This window comes from Parasphingorhabdus sp. (assembly GCF_036568145.1).
Taxonomy (GTDB): domain Bacteria; phylum Pseudomonadota; class Alphaproteobacteria; order Sphingomonadales; family Sphingomonadaceae; genus Parasphingorhabdus.
The window spans coordinates 53,597-73,565 of record NZ_DATCTC010000037.1; the positions used below are offsets into that span (position 1 = coordinate 53,597).

A 19,969-nucleotide genomic window follows, 5' to 3' on the forward strand; every position below is an offset into this window, starting at 1 on the left:
ATATGATCAGCTATGTTGATCGCTTTGTGGTATCTCGTAAATCGGTTCATCGGCATGCATGGCGGCAATTTTCTCCTGACTGGCCGAACGCACGGTCCATGTGAGCACTGGCAATCCCCTCGCGCGGTTTGACGCAGCGAAACGAGATGGCAAATCACGGATATCGTAAGCCAGAAAATCGGGCTTGGCTGTCCATAGATCCCGGTGTCTTGCTATCCGTCCTTTCAGCGACTTGCGACCTTCCTCGGACACGACCAGCCCGCGTACGATATGCGTAGCATTTCTACGCATCCAGGCGCTGACAAGGGGGTTAAAAGACATGACCGCGGCTTTTCCGGTATAGCCTTCCAACGCCCTTCGCACCGAAAGGCAGAGCGGGCCAACGCGCATATTATTCGATTTAACCTCGATCAATATGGGGACTTGCCCGGCAACCTGCGCCAAGATGGCCCGCAGACGCGGTATTTTGCCATGTCCGTCGTTCAGGTCAATCTGGTCAATATCGCTTGCCCGCAAATTGGCGAGCTTCCCCTGCCGGGCTGTTAAGCGGTCCAGTTCATAATCATGGAAAACAAATGCTGTCCCGTCTTCGGCGGCCTGCACATCACATTCGATACCGTGGCCCAGTTTTATGGCTGCATCGAACGCGGCGGGGCTATTTTCCAGTATGATGCCCCCTTGTGACGTGCCGTGAAGCCCGCGATGGGCATAGGGCTGGCCTTTCAGGAACGCGATTCGCGCCGGTTCCGGTGCTGGTGCGAATAATGCATCAAGCTGGCTTGAGAGCAACAATAGCATCCACCTCTACCGCGACGCCAAGCGGAAGCGCCGCAACACCAACCGCGCTACGGGCATGTTGTCCTGCCGCGCCAAAAATAACCTCCATCATATCGGAGCAGCCATTGGCGACTTTCGGATGATCTGTATAGTCGGCGGTGCTGTTGACGAAAACGCCCAGCTTCACGATGCGGTCGACCCTGTCCAGCGACCCGGCTGCCTGTTTAATTTGTGCCGCGATCATGAGGGCACAGGCTTTGGCGGCTTGCTGCCCTTCTTCCAGAGTCATTCCGTCTCCCAGCTTGCCGGTAATCAGCTTGCCGTCCGCCATTGAAACCTGCCCGCTGATATGGAGAAGGCCATTTATTTCCACCGCCGGAACATAGGATGCGACGGGCGAAGCGGCTTTGGGAAGTTCAATGCCTTTGGCATTTAATGCTTTTTCGATATTGTCTGTCATGAGGTTGAATCAATCACGTCTTGGCAAACCGGTCAAGCTCTTCTGCTGGTATATCAAGCAAGGGAGCGGGTGTTCCGGATTCAAACTTATCCATGATCCAGTCAAACGCACCGGGCCACAGGTCAATACGGTCATGCGCGGTCGGGTTGGGCTTGATATTTTTGGCGAGCAAAGGCTCCCCCACCATATGCAGCCGCCAGACATCGGGGGCATGTTTCGCGACGCTGTGATGCTGATGGCCCAGATCGTCCACGAAAACGGTCATGCTGGGGTTATAGTCGGCGACAATTTTTGCCAGCCGGTCGCCCTTGCCGCCCTGATTGCAGAAAACAGGAAAATCGATTCCCACAGCGCGTAATTGTTCGGCGCGCGCGTCGCGGCGATCATCAAGCAGATTGGTGAGGATAACAATATCCGCTACCTCTGCCAGCCTGTTCATAGCATCAACCGCGCCATCAATGGCCTTTTGGCGGTGCATCTCGTTATCAAAAAACTCTTTGAGCATGGGCCAGACAGCATCCCGTGCGACCAGTGTGCCGTCATGCTTGTGGCGCAACGCATCGACAAATTCGCCGGATTCCAGATCAAAATGGATATGTTTGTCAGTGTCCAGCCATTCACGAAATGGCACGACCATGTGCAGCAAAACTTCGTCACAGTCGCTTATCAGGAGCGGTTTCCGGCTCATATAAACTCTCCCGGGTTGTTCATATATTGTGCAGCAGCAGCCAGCTTTTCGGGTGTCACCCCGATCGATTCTGCGCAGGCGATAAGGTCAGGCTCATGATTGGCCAAAAAGCCCAGAAGTGAAGACAACATAGCCGGGTCTTCCAGTCCGGAGCGCAATTCCCTTGGGTCCAGACCGGTCAGGGCGAGCAAGCGCTGCGCGCGGTCTTCATCCTGCAAGACCCAGCCAAGGGCGTGTAGCGCCAATATTTCAGTCTCCGCAGAGATATTGCTATTTGTTTCCATCAGGGCTTTGGCCTAGAGGGTTAGCGAGACGTTTGGAAGGGGGCAAGGCACACAGTGGAAAAAAGAGTTTTGGTAGTTGAGGACAACGAACTGAACCTCAAATTATTCTGTGATTTACTGCGAGCGCACGGCTTTACCGTCGAGCCGGTAAAAGATGGCCGTGAAGTCATGGACAAGGCACGCAGTTTTGTACCCGATCTGGTGATAATGGATATTCAATTACCGCATATTAGCGGGTTGGACCTGATCGAACAAATCAAGAAAGACGCTGATCTAAAAACCATCCCGATCATGGCGGTTACGGCCTATGCCGGAAAGGGTGACGAAGACCGTATTTTAAGCGCGGGGGCAGAGGCTTATGTTTCAAAGCCCATATCGGTGGCAAAATTCATCGAATCGGTAGAAGGCGTTCTGCAGCCCTAACCGCGCTTTTGATTCTGGTAAATTTTCGGCAAAAAAGCGGTTTACTTGATCTTCGCTTCTTTGAACTCGACATGCTTGCGCACAACCGGATCATATTTGCGCTGCACCATTTTTTCGGTGAGATTGCGAGGATTTTTGCGGGTTACGTAGAAAAAGCCGGTATCCGCCGTGCTAACGAGTCTGATTTTAACATTGGCTGGTTTCGCCATGGCGCATTCCTTCAAAAGCAATTTTTGGAAAAAACGATTTGCCCGAAAACTCCGGTACAATCCGCTATAATTGAGCGGGCTAATGCTGAAACTGGCGGGTAATGTCAAGGGAAAGCCGCTCTTGATCTGTCCTAAATCGTTCAAACGCCATTTACCGCCCTTTAATCATATTTTTATACGATGGTTTGGCAAATCCGGTGAAAATCATAGAGCGCCGGTCAAGGGGCAATCCTATGGATCGTGATCATAACCTGCTGATTCAGTCTGAAATACTGGCATTGCTTGAGGGTATACCAGCTTCTTTAGTGGAAAGGCATCCAGTGCAATTTTTAATGCATCTGGATCATATCCGGCAAAAGGCAATGCAGTATCATTTGACAGCCTTGCACGATTTGACATGTGCGTTTGAAGCCGCGCTGCAACGGGCGCTGCAAAGCGGCGGGGGTGTTACTGTGGCAAATTCCTATCTGGATGCCATGCGGGATGCACTGGATTGCGGGCCGCTGGACCGCTCCATGGCGGAAGCCCTTATGGCCAGTGTGGCGCTCCGTCTGGGCGGACAGCCGTGACGATCGCTTAAGTGGATGCTTTCCTAACCTCCTTATTTGCGTTGTTGATAGCGGAGATGGGCGACAGGCCACAGATATTATGCGCGGCTCTCGCCATCCGCTATGGGCGCGCCATGCCGGTTATCCTGGGCCTGGGTTTGGCGACTCTTCTGAACTGCCTGATATCTGCCATTGCCGGATCGGCCGTGAACCAGTGGATTAGTGAAGACCCGGTGCAGCTATTCTATGCACTGTCCCTGATTTTTGCGGGGATCGGCATGGTGGCATGGCGGCGGCCGGTGGATTTGCTGGAAAAATGGACATTGGGGCCGTTTTGGACATCGTTTCTTGGCCTGTTCATCCTGCAGTTGGGAGACAAGGGGCAGTTCATACTGGCAGCAACCGCAGCGCGCACCGACGCATGGGGCTTTGCTGCTGCCGGCGGCTGGATCGGCGTTATGGCGGCATGTGTGCCGGCTGTGATATTTCAGGAAAAACTTGCCCGGATGTTACCGGTAAGAGCCATTCGCTATATTGGTGGCGGAATATTTCTGTTGATAGGTGCGATCATAGCGCTGGGTGCATGGGGCATCATTTAATATATAAGAACGATTAGTTTAACCTTTTTGTATTGAATAATCCGATTACACAGAGCCAGGATTTATGTTAGCCATTAAGGGTGAAATATCCTAGATTTCTAGAAGAAATAAACGATGGAGAATGACAATGACAACTGGTGACAATGCAAAAAAAGCTCTCGCAGAGGCGTTAAATGGTGTGTTGGCAGACAGCTTTGCGCTCTATTTGAAAACCAAAAACTTTCACTGGCATGTGTCTGGCCCACATTTTCGCGGGTACCATCTGATGTTCGACGAACAGGCCGCGCAAATATTGCAGACGACCGATGCGATCGCCGAACGGGTGCGCAAAATTGGCCAGCGGACGTTGACATCCATTGGAGATATTTCCAAAAAACAGAATATTGCCGATAATGATGCCGCGAATGTAAGTGCAGCCGATATGATCAGCGAATTGCGTGATGATAATCTGAAACTGATAGAAATATTGCGCGAGGCAAAGGAACTGGCTGGTGATGCAGGTGATAATGCAACCGATGGTATGATTGATGACTGGACCGATCAGGCCGAAGAGCGGGCGTGGTTCCTTCTCGAATCTAGCCAGAAAGCATGATTGTTTCATGACGATTGACGGGACCGGCGGATTCGCAAGCCGGTCCTGTCCTTAATAAACCGAATCAGGGCATACCGAATCAGGCAGACAAAAAAATAGCGGACAATCGCCCGCTAGATTTTTCATCTCAGCCCGGTTCAGGGCAGTTTGATTATATTATCTGGAAACCAGATTGACTGCTGCAGTTTTGCCGCGGCGATCTACTTCCAGTTCAAATTCCAGCTTGTCGCCTTCTTCCAGTCCGCTCATCCCAGCGCGTTCAACCGCGGAAATATGAACAAATGCATCCGGCTGGCCATCATCACGCTGGATGAAGCCAAAGCCTTTCATGCTGTTGAAGAATTTAACGGTGCCAGTCGCTTTCTCACCGGTCAGTTCGCGCTGCGGTGCACCGCCGCGATCTTCGCGCGCTGCAGGTGCAGCCACTTCGATCAGGTCGCCTTCAATCTGGATATCGGAAGCGGACACTTTGCCGCCGCGATCAACCAGAGAAAAGCGCAGTGCCTGACCTTCTGCCAAGCCTTTAAGGCCCGCACGTTCAACCTGGCTGATATGCACAAACACATCTTCACCGCCAGTATCCTGCACAATGAAACCAAAGCCTTTTTGCGCGTTGAAGAATTTTACCTTGCCGCTGCTTTCTCCGACAACCTGATCCGGCATTCCGCCGCCAGGGCCGCCGCTTCGTTGTCCGCCGAATCCTGTATCTGGTCGGGTGTATCTTTCTACTGGTGGGGAGCTATCACCTTGATATCCGTCAAAATTCTCATCACCAAAGCTGTCGCGCTTGTCCCGGCCTCTGCCACGCCGGTTTCTGTCAAAACCCATTCTAGAATCGTCTTTCACTCCGTCCGATAAATTAAATCCAATGTTCAGGCGGACGATGGCCCGAGCATTTTCTTGCGCGAATCTTGATACCGCGCGGTGTAACTATATAGAAAAACCATGGCTTATGCGAATGAAATTCGTCATAGGGTTAATTTCACCCAGAATTTCAGCCCGCACATCAATGGAATTTAAATGAACCAGGTCTTTGGATCGGCAATCGGTTCCTGTTTCTGTGCCTTGAGCAAGGCCAGAATCGACCGCACCAGAATCCAGACGGCCACGGCAATTAATATCGGTATTCCAATCAGAACGATGGACAGGATTATCCCGATCACACTGCCGATCAGACCAATTACAAAAGTCCTGATATGAAATTGCAAATGGCTTTCTTCCCATGTTCCGGCAACTTCGTCTTGCCAGACAAATGCAAGGACAACACCGACCAGGCCCGTGATCCCAACGACGAAGGCGGCGATATAAAGCAGGGATATGATCGTCGCTTTGTTCATGTCAAAACCGCCCGATGCCGGTTGCGGTGATTGGTCTACCATCGTGCTATTCCCCTCGCTATTGCTTCGAATTCTGTGCTTTCATGGTAATCTAATTCTTGCTGTTTATCCCATGGTGCGGCACATACCATAACTTATGCATATATTATTTGAAGTCTTTTCGGGCTCAGCAGTACGGAGCGAAGCGTAATGGCTATATTTTTTCACGAAGAAGATCTGCCCGAGGGTGTGTTGGCGGACGGGCCGGTCGCGGTAGATACCGAAACCATGGGCCTGCACACATTGCGGGACCGCTTGTGCCTGCTTCAGATATCGGATGGCAATGGCGATGAACATCTGGTGCGGTTCAACCCCGGAAGCGAATATGACGCGCCCAACCTAAAACAGGTTCTGGCCGATCCGGCGCGGGTGAAACTCTATCATTTCGCACGCTTTGATCTTGCGGCCATCGAATATTATCTGGGCGTTATGGCGCAGCCGGTTTTCTGCACGAAAATCGCGTCACGATTGATCCGGACCTATACCGACCGTCACGGGTTGAAAGAACTGGTCCGTGAGCTGCTGGGCCAGGATATTTCGAAACAGCAACAGTCGAGCGACTGGGGCGGACCGGAGTTGAGCGAAGCACAGCGCGATTATGCTGCATCCGATGTCCGCTATCTGCACCGTTTGAAAGCGGAGCTGGAGCTTCGTCTGGAGCGCGAAGGGCGCAAGGAACTGGCGCAAGCCTGTTTCGATTTCTTGCCGCACCGCGCGCGGCTTGATATTGCAGGTTGGCCGGAAACGGATATTTTCGCTCATGCTTGAGCCGCCCGGCAATGGGCAGTTCAGTGGACATGAACTATAAGAGGCGCTCTGGGTTCACAGATAGATGACGACCACGGTTCAACATATCAAAAGCAAGCGTCAGCAATTTGCCTCGCCCGGCAGCAAGCATGACCGGAACGTCCGCTTGTTGCGGGTTATGTTGCCGCTTGGCGTCGGCGCTTTGGGCGCGATACTGGCGCTGGCCCCTTTCACAACGGGCGGCGAGTTGAGTTTTGTTCTCGACAAAGACACCGTGGATGTTGCGGGAGAGAGGATGCGGGTAACCGAGGCGCTTTACCGCGGTGAAGATAGCCAGGGTCGGCCATTTTCGATCAAGGCGGGGTCCGCAATCCAGAAAAGCTCACGCGAAGCAGTGGTGGATTTAAAGGATCTGTCGGCGCGGATATTGTTGAATGACGGGCCGGCGCAGATCCGTGCGGGCAGCGGGGTCTATGACATGGACCGTGAAGATGTGATAGTGCCGGGCGCGGTACAGCTTGAAAGTGCCGGTGGCTATCGGCTGACAACAAGCAACGTAACGGTGGATTTGCAAAGCCGGACATTGAGCAGCGCAGCCCCGGTGGAAGGGCGGACCAATATCGGGACCTTTCGCGCAGACAGCCTGAAAGCCGATATGTCCGAACGGACAATCACGCTAGAGGGAAACGCAAAGTTGCGTATCACCCAAAACGGTCTAAGAGGACGATAGATGATCAGGCGTTCTTTCCTTGTAGCCTCAACCGGGGCACTTTTGGCAACGGCGACGGTGCTCACCTATGCGGGTCCAGCACCAGCGCAGGTTTTTGGCGGACATAACAGCAATGCTCCGGTCAATTTTGATGCAGGGCGTATCGAGGTACAGGACCGCGCCGATCGCGTTGTGCTGTCCGGTGATGTCCGGGTTGAACAGGCCGGGCTGGTTTTAAATTCGGCCCGGATGACAGTCGCTTATAACAGCAGTAACGGGATTCAGGTTGACCGGATCGATGCTTCTGGCGGTGTCACGATCCGAAAAGGCGGCGACACGGCAAAAGGCAATACCGCGATTTACGATCTGGACCGCCGGCTTATCACTTTGGTCGGCAATGTTACGTTGACACAGGGCAGCAACCGGTTGTCCGGTGGACGGGCGATTGTTGATCTGGCTTCCGGTCGTTCGACTATTGATGGCCGTTCCTCTGGCGCCGTGCCGGGCACGACGGAAAGTTCGAGTGGCCGGGTTTCAGGGACGTTTACGGTCCCACAGAGAACAGATCAGTAGCGATCTGATAACATCCGCCAAACCGGGTTAATGGTGCTGCTGTTTATTCACCGAATTATTTGCCGAAATGGTTATATTCACTGTGGCATCGCGGGAATTTACCGGTAGAATAACACCCAGTTGCATGACCAATAGTGGCTGCGCCGGGCCGAAAAGAACCATTTCCGGTCAATCATGCATAAAGCTTGCCAATTTCGGGTAAATTGGGCCATGCTGTTAACCATTAGACAATCAGATCAGGTTCAAACAGGATATGGACCGAAGGACCAAAATGAACGACGCAACCTTGATTGATACACCGCCCATGGCTGCCCCCGGTGCCGGCCCCGGTTCCGCTATGGCGAGTGACGCTTTGGAACATGGCCTTGCCGTGGTGTCGATTGCGAAAAGCTATGACAAGCGTACGGTATTGTCCGATGTCTCCCTTTCTGTCGCGCGCGGTGAAGTGGTGGGGCTGCTTGGCCCCAATGGTGCGGGTAAGACGACATGCTTCTATTCGGTGATGGGGCTTGTGCGCCCTGACGAAGGTCGCATCATGCTGGACGGCGAAGATATTACACCGCTTCCTATGTATCGCCGTGCGATCCTGGGACTGGGCTATTTGCCGCAGGAAACCTCTATTTTCCGTGGTATGACGGTGGAGCAGAATATTCTCGCCGTTCTGGAAATGGTCGAAAATGACAAAGAGGTTCGGATGGAAACGCTCGACCGTTTGCTCGACGAATTCGGCCTGACCAAATTGCGTAGTTCCCCGGCGATGGCGCTGTCTGGCGGTGAACGTCGCCGCTGTGAAATTGCCCGCGCTTTGGCGGCGGACCCGTCGATCATATTGCTGGATGAGCCATTTGCAGGGATTGATCCGATTTCCATTTCCGATATTCGCGATCTTGTCGTGCAGTTGAAAAATCGCGGTATCGGCGTATTGATTACCGACCATAATGTTCGTGAAACACTGGATATCGTGGATCGGGCCTGCATCATTTATGACGGCCATGTGCTGTTTGCCGGTAGCCCGGAAGCGCTGGTGAAGGATGAGAATGTGCGGCGGCTTTATCTGGGTGAGGGCTTTTCCCTATGATTAGGTGGCGGCCAGAATAATGGCTCTAGGCCCGCGACTCGACTTAAGGCAAAGCCAATCGCTGGTAATGACGCCGCAATTGCAGCAGGCGATCAAGCTGCTGGCTTTGTCAAACCTTGAGCTTGAAACCTATATTGCTGATGAGATTGAGAAGAACCCGTTGCTCGACACCGGCGATCTCAGCACCGAGGGGCAGGGCGACGAGGCCGGAGACGGTGGCAGTGATAATACCGCCGACCTTTCACCGGAGCCAGGGACGCAGGGCAGTGACGAGATATTAACCTCTGGCCCGGGGGAGGCGGAATCCGCGCTGGATATGGAGGGGGATGCCGACCAGTTTTCGAATAACAGTCTGAGCGAAAGCGACGGAGCGCTGGATGGCGGGCTTGGCTTAAATGGTTCTTCCGCATCAAGCAGTGGGGCGATTGGAGGCGAAGCGCCGGATTTTGAAAATATGCTGGTGGCAGAGACCACGCTGTCCGAATATCTGATGGAACAGGCGGGCGCGATATTATCGGGTGTGGATCTGTTCATTGCCCAGCATCTGATCGACCAGATTGATGAATGCGGCTATTTACAGGCAGATTTGCTGGAATTATCCCACCGTCTGGGCGTGCAGCTTGATGATGTTTACCGTGTGTTGACAGAGGTCCAGACCCTTGAACCGGTTGGCGTTGGGGCACGGGACTTGGCGGAATGTCTGGCGCTACAGGCAAAGGAAGCGGACCGTTATGACCCCGCGATGGCACGGCTGATTGACAATCTCGACCTGTTGGCAAAAGGCGCATTGCCCCAGCTCAAACGGATTTGCGGCGTTGATGACGAGGACCTGAGGGATATGATTGCGGAGATCCGCGCCTACGACCCAAAGCCAGGCTGCAAGATTGGCGGCGGCGATGTGCAGGCGGTTGTGCCGGATATCTTCATTGCCGAGCGGGGCGGGAAATGGATCATCGAGATTAACAGCGCGACCTTGCCCAAGGTGCTTGTGAACCGCACTTATTATACAGAATTAAAAAATGGCGCACAGGACAAGGCATCGAAAGACTGGCTGAATGACTGCCTGGCTGATGCCAGTTGGCTGATCAAAGCGCTTGACCAGCGGCAACGCACGATCATCAAGGTTGCGACCGAGATCGTGAAACAACAGGAAAAATTCTTTCGTGACGGCGTTACCCACCTGCGCCCGCTCACTCTGAAAAACGTGGCGGACAAGATCGACATGCATGAATCGACGGTCAGCCGGGTGACTTCCAACAAATATCTTTCCTGTTCACGCGGCACGTTTGAAATGAAATATTTCTTCACCAGCGGTATCCAGTCGTCCACCGGCGGGGAAGCGGCTTCGGCCGAGGCGGTGAAGAGCCACATCAAATCGCTGATCGATAATGAGGACCCCAAAAAGATCCTCTCCGACGACAAATTGGTGGTGCTGCTTCGGGCCAAGGGCTTTGACATCGCGCGGCGGACAGTGGCGAAATATCGGGAGGCTTTGGGACTGGGCAGCTCTGTTCAGCGCAGACGGCAAAAGGCGCTAGAGGGCAGGGCGGCTTAAAAGCCTAAGCGCCAATATCCTTTCGCAGCACTGCAAATTCCAGTTCCTTCGTTTTGGGCAAACCAAAGCGTGGATCATCGAGCGGAAAAGGACGTCGCTCCCCCGTCAGGGCATATCCGCGTCGCTCATAATAAGCGATCAGGTCGCTGCGTTGCCGGATGACAGTCATTTCCATGACTTGGGCCTGCCAGTTAATGGCGGCATATTGTTCCGCCTCACGTATCAATAGTTTGCCAAGGCCGCCCGTTTGCCGTTCCGGATCGACGGTCAGCAAGCCTAGATAGGCGGTGCCTTCATTGACCCGCACCAATTGAACACAACCGGCAATGTCCGCGCCATCCATGGCAAGCAATATTGTCTGGTCCTTGTCCTCGATAATTTCCCGCAATGCCGCCACATCGGTTCTTTGCCCGCCCAGCAAATCGGCTTCGTGTGTCCAGCCCCGCTTGGCGCTATCGCCGCGATAAGCACTTTCGATCAGCTTATGCAGGGCAGGGATGTCCTGCTCCTGTGCCACGCGGATGATGATCTCAGCCGCGCCGTGGTTCAGGTTTCTTTGCATAAGCGCACACCATCGGCCTCTATATGGTCATCGCCGGTCAAATGTCCGGTGACGATGACCCGTTTTTCCACTTCGTCAATCGGCGTGCGTAGCATTGTCAGGCGGTAACATATGCCGCCGTCAGCCTTGAGCATGAATCCGCCCGCATCACGAACCAGCAAACCGGTATATTCGTTCGACTCGCCAAAGCCGATATCCATAGAGTCGCTGTCCATTCAGACCGTTTCCAGTCCCAGTATCTTTGCTGTGGGCATATAGTCATAGCCCAGATCTTCGGCGACGGCGCGATAGGTGACATGCCCGTTCCACACGTTCAACCCGTTGGCGAGATGCGGATCATCACGCAGCGCCGCTTCCCAGCCTTTGTCCGCTATAGCAAGCGTATGGGGCAGGGTGACATTGTTCAGCGCATAAGTGGACGTGCGTGACACCGCACCCGGCATATTCGCAACGCAGTAATGCACGACATCATCCACTACATAGGTCGGGTCCTGGTGCGTGGTCGGTCTGGACGTTTCAAAGCATCCGCCCTGATCAATCGCAACGTCGGCCAGCACAGAGCCGGGCCGCATGGTCGAGAGCATTTCCCGTGTGACCAGCTTTGGCGTTTCCGCACCGGGGATCAGCACCGCGCCGATGACAAGATCGGCCTCTGCCACACATTCGGCCAGATTGGCCTTGTTGGAAAACCGGGTTTTCGCCCGCGTCTCAAAATAATTGCCCAAGCTGTCCAGAACTTCGGGATCGCGGTCGAGAATGGTGACATCCGCGCCCAGACCGGCGGCCATCTGCGCGGCATTAAACCCGACAACACCGCCGCCGATCACCGTCACTTTGCCGGGCGCCACACCCGGCACGCCGCCCAGTAATATTCCGCGCCCGCCATGGGCTTTCTCCAGAGCAGTAGCCCCGGCCTGTATTGACATGCGTCCAGCGACCTGGCTCATCGGTTTGAGAAGGGGCAGGCCGCTCACCCCGGTTACGGTTTCATAGGCAATGCAAGTGGCCTTGGATTTGATGAGGTCGGCGGTCTGCTCCGGATCAGGTGCAAGGTGAAGGTAGGTGAACAAAATCTGTCCCTCACGCAGCATCGCCCGCTCGGCGGGCTGAGGTTCTTTCACCTTTACCACCATATCGCATCTTTCAAAGATTTCGGACGCAGTGGGTACGATTGTGGCGCCGGCATCCACATATTCGCCGTCTTCTGCGCCGATACCCAGGCCTGCACCCGTTTCGATCAGCACGTCATGCCCGTGGGCGGACAATTCCCGTGCGGATTCCGGTGTTAAACCGACGCGATATTCATGGTTCTTCACTTCTCTTGGTGCGCCGACACGCATGGGCTGTTTCCTCTTCAACTAGTTTTATCACAGGCTTTTAACAGCAAAAAAGGCTGCGTGCGAGTGGGGTCTGTAATAAAATTATACTATTCAGCAACTTTTCTAATCGGAACGGGCACGGTGCAGATATTGCCCCAGCCGCCATGGGCCTCAAGATATTGCAGCATCACGGGGCTATAGCTGGCAAGATATTCATAACGGGGTTGCTCCGCCACCGGCAGTTCGCTCGCCAGCCGGATGGACGTGATTGGGATATGCTGTGACTTGTCTGCATAAAATCCGCCCTCGGCAGTGCCAAGCGGCAGGTTGGTGACATGCTCCAGGCCGTCAATCACGCGGCCGACCATGCCAAATGTCATGTCGAGGCTGCGCGCCGCCTCCCCGGTGATGATAGAGATTTCCGCGCCGGTTCCCGCATCGGGCGGATCATAATGGGCCGGAGACAAAGAACCGCGGCAGGTGAGCGGAAAGGATTTGTCGTTCTGCGTTCCAATCGGCCAGCCGCCGCCAAAACCGACTGTGCTCCCATAGCTTTCATAAATCATCTTCATCAGCGGCCGGATGCTGGTGCCCTGATATTCGTTGCTATATTGAACAGCAGCATCAAGCGCCGCCATATCGGTATCGCGCTTTGCGCCCAGCGCCGCGTTGAAATAGTCGCTTTCCGGCACGGTTTCGAGCGTTTCAGGAAGCGCTTTATTATCCGGTTGCCCGCCAAATTGCGTGACGAAATCCTTGGCAACGCGATAAATTTTCGTGCCGTCCCACCAGTGCGCGGCGGCCAATTTACGCACATTGCGCACATGCGCGCCGGACATAGCGGCGGGGATAAGCTGGATAACGGCGCGCCGTTCATTCCCCTCTTCATCATCGGGCAGGGTAAGGATCATCAGGTCGCTAACCGGAATCGGCAACCAGTGGTCAGCGGGGGCGGCGTCAAGGACTTGCGCGGGCGTTAGTGCGGGGGTGCCGTCCTCTGACGCCAGTTCTTCCTGGGCATAAGCAGGACCGGAAACCAGCGCCAACAGCGCCAGGAGTATCAACATGAAGCGAGAGTGTTTCGGGACGCGCAATGTCATGATTTTAACAGTCCTCCATATCAAGGTTCATTCACATCATACGGAAACGGTCCCGAATGGCGCAATCACCAAAAGATTATTATTCATCCCCCTTCACCCGCCGCACCGGCACCGGAATATTGCAAATATCCGCGCCGCCTGCCGGTGTGATAAAGAACGGATCGCGGCGATTGGCGCGGGCATCAGTGTATTTGGCAAAGGTAGTGCTCATCGAGTCGAGATATTCAAACTGCGGCTGCTCCGCTTCGGGCAGGCTATCGCCCATGCGGATAGAGCGGATCGGCACCCGCTTTTCAGCATCGGCATAGAAACCAAGCTGTCCTTTGCCGCGCCGCAGGCTGGAAAGATGCTCGATCCCCTCGATAACCCGGCCAACCACAGCAATATTGCGGTCCAGATGGCGCGGAGCACGGCCGATAACCGCGTAAAGCTCTGCGCCCGTGCCGGTGTCGGGGGACATGTTTCGGCCCACGCCAACCGTGCCATAACAATGGACGGGCCATAAGCGGGCTTCATCGCCGTCCCCGCTGCTTGCGATAGGCCAGCCTTCCAGAAACTGGGCATATTCCGAATAGGGATCCCGCTCTTCCCATTGCCTGTAGCCGGGGTCGGCAGCGCGTTTCTCGTTTTCCATAAATTGATCATATTGCGCAACGGTAACTTCATACGCGCTTTCCGGAATTGTCGCCAAATCTTCCGGCAGCTTTTTTTGCGCGATCGCTCCCGATTCCGGATTATCGTAACCGGCATCACCCCATTGCACGACATAATTATCCTGCACCCGGTTGATACTGGTCCCGTCCCAGAACTTCGTTGCGGCAAGCTTGCGGATATTATCGATCCAGCCTTGCGAAAATGGCGGCGGCATCAACTGGATAATCACGCGGCGCGTTTGTCCCGTTGCATCCGGTGCCAGATTCATGACCAGAAGGTCGCGGGCCGATATGGTTTTCCAGTCGTCCGCCGGTGCGGCATCGACGATAGTTGCAGGGCCGGGATGTGCCTTTTCCGGTGACTGCTGGGCCAACAGCGGAGAAAGCGCCATAAGCGCCGCAAATGGTGCGAACAGGATCTTTTTTCTCATGCATGCACCCTAACCATCATCAAGCCCTTGCGGAAGTACGTTTTGCACACTAGGGAAACGGCGCTGTCAGAGTTTCGAACCACTTATGATTCTGGCCAGCAGTGCGGAGCGATGGCAGAGTGGTCGATCGCGCACGCTTGGAAAGCGTGTATAGGGCAACCTATCGAGGGTTCGAATCCCTCTCGCTCCGCCACTATCTCAATGCGCATCCATGGGATGGGCCTTGCGGGGCCATAGACGCACGCGGTAAACGTGTCTCCCAAAAGAAAGCCGACACGCTTTAGCGTTACTGCGGAAAGGCGGTACGATCGCCTGCTTTGTCGTTCGATATGATGCTAAAGTTGCCATCGGTTTCGAGCACGACTGCGGCGACGTCGGCAAGGTCGCCAAGCCCGGACTTGCGCACCGCGGCCTCCACTTCGCGCTGTGACACGCGTTCGTCGCGTAGCGCGGAGTGATCTATAACGCCGTCGCGGAGCAAGACGCGCGGTTCGGATTTAACCAGCTTCTCGACGAACGGGACGTGCTGGGTGAGTTGCGCCACGACGAACTGGAGGGCGATCAGGAGCACGAAGCTGGCCACACCTTCAGCGAGAGGCACGTCTTTCGACAGCAGGACCGTCGCCACCGTCGATCCCAGCGCGACCGTAACGATGAAGTCGAAGGCATTCATGCTTGCGAGCGTCCGTTTTCCGCTGATGCGCAGCATCATCACAAGGATCGCATACGCGAGTGTGCCGACCATGAGGACGCGAAGCACCCCAAAAGCATTGTCGTAGAACATCGCTGCGGCTCCTTCAGCGGTTGCGGTCGGGCTCGCTAGATATGGCGGAGCTCCAACTGGTGATAGACGGCGCGGACGCGCATCTTTCACGATTCTCACTGTAACATTTGCTATAGTAGCTATCCCCGCGAATCAAGAGAATCACGCTTATCCCTTGCGGTGCGCAGCCCTTCGAAGAGAGAGTTTGGCGACAGTCACTGTCCCTCCCGCCCAATACCACCGATTGCCCTCTATAATCGCTATTGCCGCCGATCACCGCAGTCTTACCAAGCGAAGCTGAAAACCGCTGGTTCTACAATTAGTATACCCCCATCAAGGAAAATTGGTGGCTGTGTGGAAATTTTTGTAGCATATTTTATCAAAATCCGCCTGATGGAGATTTTAATCGGGTCGTCTATTCCCCTGCCTGACAAATGCCGATTACTACTAAAATTCGGCCTGCATGCAGGCAGAGTATTTCGGTTCGCTGCGGAACAGAATAATAAATAACAACCATAGATGAGAGTAGATAATATGAATTTTTCACGACGCGAAAGTCTTGGTTTCGCTGCCGCTGCCGGCACGCTGTTGGCGACCAGCGCAGCAGCAGCCGCTGCCCCGGCTACCCCAAAGAAGAAAAAGGGCGTGATCGACTTTGTTAACAAGATCGATTTGAAGAGTCCTGAATTTAACCGAGACACCCGTGCTCGTCTGAACGGCGATATCCAGCCCGGTGCCGAATATATAGGCTGGTTAAAAGGCATAGTCCAAGGTGTGCGCCCGAACGAACCCGTGCGCGACCTGTTCAAGTTCGAAGGTTTCAGCGCCACCCGCATCTATCGCCGCCCGGACGGATCGTGGCGCAAGCTGCTCCGTGAAACCGTCATGTACCGCGACCTGAAGACAGGGGAGCTCCTAAAGACCTGGCTGAACCCCTACACGAACGAAGAAGTCCGCGTCGTGCCGATCGCCAACGACCCCTATAACCAGACCATCGAAACCCATTTTATGGGCAAGCCCTATATCATGGACTGGGCTGAAAATCCCGATGGCACTTACACCATCTCTGCCGGCGTAAACCTATTTTATCCAAACGCTCTCACTCCAGACAAATGGGTGCGGGAATCATCAGGTGATTTCAATCAGGTCACAGAAAACTTCTTCTATGTGGTGAACAAGGAAGATATTGAAAACCCGAACCTCACGACTTTGCCTCATGTGGGCACCTGGCAGCGGATCACGCCTTGGTTACCGTGGATGTTGATGGGTAAAGCCGAAGGCAATATTAATTACCTCTCCACCTTCCGCGGCGTTCCCGGCGGCATCGCCGCGTTGCCACAGGATCTTGTCGAGGCAACCCGCGCAATCGACCCGAAGCTGTTGCGCGCACCCACAATCGAGGAAGACACCCTTCCCAACGAATCCAGCCTCGAAGCCTACGCTAAGGAGCAGACCCCCGCTCCTGTGCCGGAAGCCTGGACGCCGCCGAAGCCGCCCGCTCCGCCAAAATTCCAGGGCAGCAAGAAAGATCTGGGAAACCAGTGGGCTGAGTAAGCCAGATATATATCAAAAAGAATGGCGGGGGTCTGGAAACAGGCCTCCGCTTTTATTTATCCTCTGTGCGCGAGTGCGCGCGAGAATGTCATTAATGCCTGACTAAATGTAACGGCATTTGACAGGCCCTACCCTTGCTCTCAGAGCGGCAGCAAATGTTGCGCTGATTTTGCAACATTCATGACGATAATATTGCTGGATTATGAATTTCAGACGAATTCTATCTGCATAGCGGATATTTTTCTGAATCTTGTGGTTCGTAAACTCCCGTTCCGCTTGATCTCGAGCAACGAGGGATGGGGATTCAAGATACAAGTTCAGCCCAGCCGTCGGTTCGAACAGCCAGGACCCTTCAAGAATTGATAGGCATGGCGCAAATATAAAACAAAGGGGTTATATGACTCAAATATCCAAGTTCAGACTGCTGCGGATGCCTTCTATACTGGCGATCGCTACTGCTACTATTTTCACTTCCTTGCCGGGCGCTGCTCTGGCTCAGGAAACCGCTGAATCGGCCAGTGCCGGCGGAATGGGCGACATCGTCGTCACCGCTCGTAAGCGTTCGGAAGATTTGCTGAAAACGCCGGTTGCCATTTCCGCCTTTAGCGGGGAAGACCTGAGCAAGCAGAGCCTCTCTTCGGTTACCGATCTGGCAGTATCCACGCCTTCGATGAACCTGAACTCGAACAATTCGGGCCGTAATGATCGTTCGTTCCAGCAGGTCATTATTCGTGGTTTTGTTCCGTCAAATGCGCAAAATCCGACTACCTCAACTTTTATCGACGGTGTTCCGGTATCGTCGCCGACCGCATTCAATGCCATTACCGATCCCGAACGTATCGAAATCCTGCGCGGCCCGCAATCGGCCTATTTCGGTCGTAACACTTTTGCTGGCGCTATGAACGTTGTGTCGAAGCAACCCGGCAATGAATTTGCCGGTTCGGTCAGCGGCATGGTTGGCACTCGCGATAACTACAATATTCAAGGATCTGTAGAAGGCCCGATTCTCTATGATGCTCTCACCTTCCGCATCAGCGCTGGCGAGAACTCCAAGAGCGGCTCTTACAAAAACAGTTTCTCTGGCGAAACGCTGGGCGACCAGAAGACCCGTTTTGTCTCTGGCTTTCTCGTAGCCAATCCACTGGAAGGCTTGAGCATCAAGGTCATGGGCCTTTACTCGCAAGACCGTGACGGTGCTCCGGCCAATGGTCTGATTTCGGCTTATGGCCTGACCGATTCCGAGGGTTCGACAGTCGTTAAAGATATGTCAAACTGCTCGTTCGTCGTGAACGGTGTCACCAACCCTTATATGTGCGGCACTGTCCGTGATTTGTCGCTAGATCCATCTGCGAATACAACGCTGGACGCTTATGCCAGCAACTTCCTGAACAATCCGCAGGGCCGCTTGATGCCGAGCTTGCAGGATTATGGCCTGCGGCGGAACTATTACCACCTGCATATGAATATCGATTATGAAATCGGTGATACAGGCCTGACCGTCAGCTCGCTGACTGGCATGAACCGCGAAAAATATGGCCAGATGTCCGATCTGGATAATTATGGTTCGACGCTGGTGCCGAATACAGCAGCCAATATCGCCAATGGCGCACGTCTATATTTTGATTACCCGTATATTGTGGAACGTACCAACTCGGACTTTTCGCAAGAACTGCGTCTGGCTTTCGACAATGGCGGCCCGCTTCAGGCTACCATTGGTATCAGCTATCTGAATAACTGGACCCAGGGTTCCAACGGCGGCGGTAGCGGAGCATTGGCTGGCGGTACCCATCCTGATGGTGTCAACAGTCCAACAGCTGTGTTCGTGAGAACCGCAGGCATGGCCCGCTCGCGTACTAAAGGCGCTTTCTATGGCTTGACCTACGAAGTAACGCCGGAATTTACGGTCAGTGCCGAAGGGCGTTACCAGGCTGACACGCTTTATGCCTATGCTGGCCCGGGTGGTCAAACCTTCAACAACGACATCTTCGTACCGGCAGGCACTTATGAAGAAGGTTCGACGCTGCTGCGCAAGACCTACAAGAACTTCCTGCCCCGTGTGATCGCACAATATGAATTTGGCCCCGAAGCTATGATCTATGCCTCATGGGCAAAGGGGGTGAATCCGGGACAGTTCAACACCGGTTTCCTTTCCCGCACAGCCTATGCTATAGAGCAAGCCGAACTTGCTGGTATCCGGGTTGAAGCTGCTCCTGAAAAAGTGACCAACTATGAAATAGGTGTGAAGGGCCGCTTGCTGGATAACAATCTGAATTACAGCGTTTCGGGCTATTTTGCCCAGTGGCGTGATCAGGCGAACTTGTTGTCATTGAACGTGTTCGATCCTGACATCGGACGAAATCAGCAAATGAACGGACAGGTTAACACCGGCTCCGTTGATATGAAGGGGATCGAAATCGACCTCAACTATCGCGCTTCCGATTTAGTTACTCTGGGTGTGGCTGGTTCGTTTAACGACAGCTATATCAAAACCTTTGTGTCGCCGACCGTTACCGGACTGACCGGCATCACCGACTATCGCGGCAAGGAAATGCCGTTCACGTCGAAATGGTCCGCCATCGCCAATGTTGAATTCCATGGCGATGTTAAGGGTTTTGACGATGCGACCTGGTTTGGCCGCCTCGATTATATGTTCAAATCGGGCGTGTGGTCCAACCCGGCCAATATCGTTAAGACTGCGGATATCCACAAGGTAAATGTTCGCGCTGGTATCAGTCGCGGTCCGGTGTCGCTAGAAGCCTTTGTGACAAACCTTTTCAACAACAAGACCTTCACCACGATCGGTGACCAGTGGCTGAACGCGCCGCAAAATTATTATGCCGCGCATTCGGCGTTGATTGTCGGACTGCCCGAATTACGAACTGCAGGAGTTCAGCTAAAGTATAAATTCTAACTATTCAGAAAACTCATTAGACGAATTAAAATTGCGGGCGGGCCTCTATGGCTCGCCC

Annotated in this window: 24 protein-coding genes and 1 tRNA gene; 12 read left to right on the forward strand and 13 right to left on the reverse strand. The window is 54.0% G+C overall.

Features of this window, described 5'->3' with window-relative positions:
• Positions 1 to 6: 6 nt before the first annotated feature.
• From VIN76_RS15065 to VIN76_RS15080, 4 genes are read right to left on the reverse strand one after another with little or no spacing between them, the layout of a single operon-like run.
• A complete protein-coding gene (locus VIN76_RS15065) occupies positions 7 to 798 on the reverse strand; it encodes a glycerophosphodiester phosphodiesterase family protein (RefSeq protein WP_332042685.1) in 792 nt (263 codons plus the stop codon).
• Positions 770 to 1,237: a RidA family protein gene (locus VIN76_RS15070; protein ID WP_332042686.1), complete on the reverse strand. Its 468-nt coding sequence runs from the start codon at positions 1,235 to 1,237 to the stop codon at positions 770 to 772. Before VIN76_RS15070 ends, VIN76_RS15065 begins: the two co-directional genes overlap by 29 nt.
• A gap of 13 nt (positions 1,238 to 1,250) precedes the next feature.
• Positions 1,251 to 1,925, reverse strand: coding sequence for an HAD family hydrolase (locus VIN76_RS15075; RefSeq protein WP_332042687.1), 675 nt, complete (start codon positions 1,923 to 1,925; stop codon positions 1,251 to 1,253).
• Positions 1,922 to 2,209 (reverse strand): DUF3572 domain-containing protein, encoded by a 288-nt coding sequence (locus tag VIN76_RS15080; RefSeq protein WP_332042688.1) that lies wholly within the window; start codon positions 2,207 to 2,209, stop codon positions 1,922 to 1,924. Before VIN76_RS15080 ends, VIN76_RS15075 begins: the two co-directional genes overlap by 4 nt.
• A 54-nt stretch (positions 2,210 to 2,263) precedes the next feature.
• Here VIN76_RS15080 and VIN76_RS15085 point away from each other — a divergent pair, with 54 nt between their 5' ends.
• Positions 2,264 to 2,632 (forward strand): response regulator, encoded by a 369-nt coding sequence (locus VIN76_RS15085; RefSeq protein WP_332042689.1) that lies wholly within the window; start codon positions 2,264 to 2,266, stop codon positions 2,630 to 2,632.
• 41 nt (positions 2,633 to 2,673) lie between these two features.
• Here VIN76_RS15085 and rpmG read toward each other — a convergent pair whose 3' ends face one another.
• On the reverse strand, positions 2,674 to 2,841 hold the full coding sequence (gene rpmG, locus VIN76_RS15090; protein ID WP_332042690.1) for a 50S ribosomal protein L33: 168 nt from the start codon (positions 2,839 to 2,841) through the stop codon (positions 2,674 to 2,676).
• A gap of 233 nt (positions 2,842 to 3,074) precedes the next feature.
• Between rpmG and VIN76_RS15095 the strand changes: the two genes are divergently transcribed.
• From VIN76_RS15095 to VIN76_RS15105, 3 genes are all read left to right on the forward strand, one after another.
• Entirely contained in the window at positions 3,075 to 3,410 is a 336-nt protein-coding gene (locus VIN76_RS15095) for a hypothetical protein (RefSeq protein WP_332042691.1), read from the forward strand.
• An 11-nt stretch (positions 3,411 to 3,421) separates the two neighbouring features.
• Complete coding sequence (locus VIN76_RS15100) at positions 3,422 to 3,988, forward strand: TMEM165/GDT1 family protein (protein ID WP_332042692.1); 567 nt, start codon at positions 3,422 to 3,424, stop codon at positions 3,986 to 3,988.
• Positions 3,989 to 4,109: 121 nt separating this feature from the next.
• Positions 4,110 to 4,580 carry a DNA starvation/stationary phase protection protein gene (locus VIN76_RS15105; protein WP_332042693.1) on the forward strand — a complete coding sequence of 157 codons (471 nt, stop codon included), beginning with the start codon at positions 4,110 to 4,112 and terminating at the stop codon, positions 4,578 to 4,580.
• Between the two features lie 156 nt (positions 4,581 to 4,736).
• Here VIN76_RS15105 and VIN76_RS15110 read toward each other — a convergent pair whose 3' ends face one another.
• Both VIN76_RS15110 and VIN76_RS15115 read right to left on the reverse strand, forming a co-directional pair.
• The gene (locus VIN76_RS15110) at positions 4,737 to 5,408 is read right to left on the reverse strand and encodes a cold-shock protein (RefSeq protein ID WP_332042694.1); all 672 of its coding nucleotides are present in this window, start codon (positions 5,406 to 5,408) and stop codon (positions 4,737 to 4,739) included.
• A gap of 188 nt (positions 5,409 to 5,596) precedes the next feature.
• A complete protein-coding gene (locus VIN76_RS15115; protein ID WP_332042695.1) occupies positions 5,597 to 5,959 on the reverse strand; it encodes a DUF4870 family protein in 363 nt (120 codons plus the stop codon).
• Between the two features lie 147 nt (positions 5,960 to 6,106).
• On the opposite strand from VIN76_RS15115, the gene VIN76_RS15120 reads away from it, so the two are divergent.
• The 5 genes from VIN76_RS15120 (at position 6,107) to rpoN (ending at position 10,618) form a co-directional block, all read left to right on the forward strand.
• A complete protein-coding gene (locus tag VIN76_RS15120) occupies positions 6,107 to 6,724 on the forward strand; it encodes a ribonuclease D (RefSeq protein ID WP_332042696.1) in 618 nt (205 codons plus the stop codon).
• Between the two features lie 64 nt (positions 6,725 to 6,788).
• Positions 6,789 to 7,433 carry an LPS export ABC transporter periplasmic protein LptC gene (gene lptC / locus VIN76_RS15125; protein ID WP_332042697.1) on the forward strand — a complete coding sequence of 215 codons (645 nt, stop codon included), beginning with the start codon at positions 6,789 to 6,791 and terminating at the stop codon, positions 7,431 to 7,433.
• A 3-nt stretch (positions 7,434 to 7,436) separates the two neighbouring features.
• A complete protein-coding gene (locus tag VIN76_RS15130; protein WP_414696382.1) occupies positions 7,437 to 7,985 on the forward strand; it encodes an LptA/OstA family protein in 549 nt (182 codons plus the stop codon).
• Positions 7,986 to 8,289: 304 nt separating this feature from the next.
• Positions 8,290 to 9,063, forward strand: coding sequence for an LPS export ABC transporter ATP-binding protein (gene lptB / locus VIN76_RS15135; protein WP_332042713.1), 774 nt, complete (start codon positions 8,290 to 8,292; stop codon positions 9,061 to 9,063).
• 19 nt (positions 9,064 to 9,082) lie between these two features.
• Positions 9,083 to 10,618 (forward strand): RNA polymerase factor sigma-54, encoded by a 1,536-nt coding sequence (gene rpoN / locus VIN76_RS15140; protein WP_332042699.1) that lies wholly within the window; start codon positions 9,083 to 9,085, stop codon positions 10,616 to 10,618.
• Between the two features lie 4 nt (positions 10,619 to 10,622).
• On the opposite strand, the gene VIN76_RS15145 is transcribed toward rpoN, so the two are convergent.
• The 5 genes from VIN76_RS15145 to VIN76_RS15165 form a co-directional block, all read right to left on the reverse strand.
• Complete coding sequence (locus tag VIN76_RS15145; protein ID WP_332042700.1) at positions 10,623 to 11,180, reverse strand: GNAT family N-acetyltransferase; 558 nt, start codon at positions 11,178 to 11,180, stop codon at positions 10,623 to 10,625.
• The gene (locus VIN76_RS15150) at positions 11,165 to 11,395 is read right to left on the reverse strand and encodes a DUF5818 domain-containing protein (protein ID WP_332042701.1); all 231 of its coding nucleotides are present in this window, start codon (positions 11,393 to 11,395) and stop codon (positions 11,165 to 11,167) included. The genes VIN76_RS15145 and VIN76_RS15150 overlap by 16 nt, the downstream gene beginning before the upstream one ends.
• Positions 11,396 to 12,520, reverse strand: coding sequence for an alanine dehydrogenase (gene ald / locus VIN76_RS15155; protein WP_332042702.1), 1,125 nt, complete (start codon positions 12,518 to 12,520; stop codon positions 11,396 to 11,398).
• 86 nt (positions 12,521 to 12,606) lie between these two features.
• Positions 12,607 to 13,599: a peptidylprolyl isomerase gene (locus VIN76_RS15160; RefSeq protein ID WP_332042703.1), complete on the reverse strand. Its 993-nt coding sequence runs from the start codon at positions 13,597 to 13,599 to the stop codon at positions 12,607 to 12,609.
• 79 nt (positions 13,600 to 13,678) lie between these two features.
• Positions 13,679 to 14,683 (reverse strand): peptidylprolyl isomerase, encoded by a 1,005-nt coding sequence (locus tag VIN76_RS15165; protein ID WP_332042704.1) that lies wholly within the window; start codon positions 14,681 to 14,683, stop codon positions 13,679 to 13,681.
• Between the two features lie 105 nt (positions 14,684 to 14,788).
• On the opposite strand from VIN76_RS15165, the gene VIN76_RS15170 reads away from it, so the two are divergent.
• A tRNA-Ser gene (locus tag VIN76_RS15170) sits at positions 14,789 to 14,876 on the forward strand.
• Positions 14,877 to 14,969: 93 nt separating this feature from the next.
• On the opposite strand, the gene VIN76_RS15175 is transcribed toward VIN76_RS15170, so the two are convergent.
• On the reverse strand, positions 14,970 to 15,467 hold the full coding sequence (locus VIN76_RS15175; RefSeq protein ID WP_332042705.1) for a DUF421 domain-containing protein: 498 nt from the start codon (positions 15,465 to 15,467) through the stop codon (positions 14,970 to 14,972).
• 513 nt (positions 15,468 to 15,980) lie between these two features.
• On the opposite strand from VIN76_RS15175, the gene VIN76_RS15180 reads away from it, so the two are divergent.
• Positions 15,981 to 17,000: a DUF1838 family protein gene (locus VIN76_RS15180; protein ID WP_332042706.1), complete on the forward strand. Its 1,020-nt coding sequence runs from the start codon at positions 15,981 to 15,983 to the stop codon at positions 16,998 to 17,000.
• 397 nt (positions 17,001 to 17,397) lie between these two features.
• The gene (locus tag VIN76_RS15185) at positions 17,398 to 19,911 is read left to right on the forward strand and encodes a TonB-dependent receptor (RefSeq protein ID WP_332042707.1); all 2,514 of its coding nucleotides are present in this window, start codon (positions 17,398 to 17,400) and stop codon (positions 19,909 to 19,911) included.
• Positions 19,912 to 19,969 lie beyond the last annotated feature (58 nt).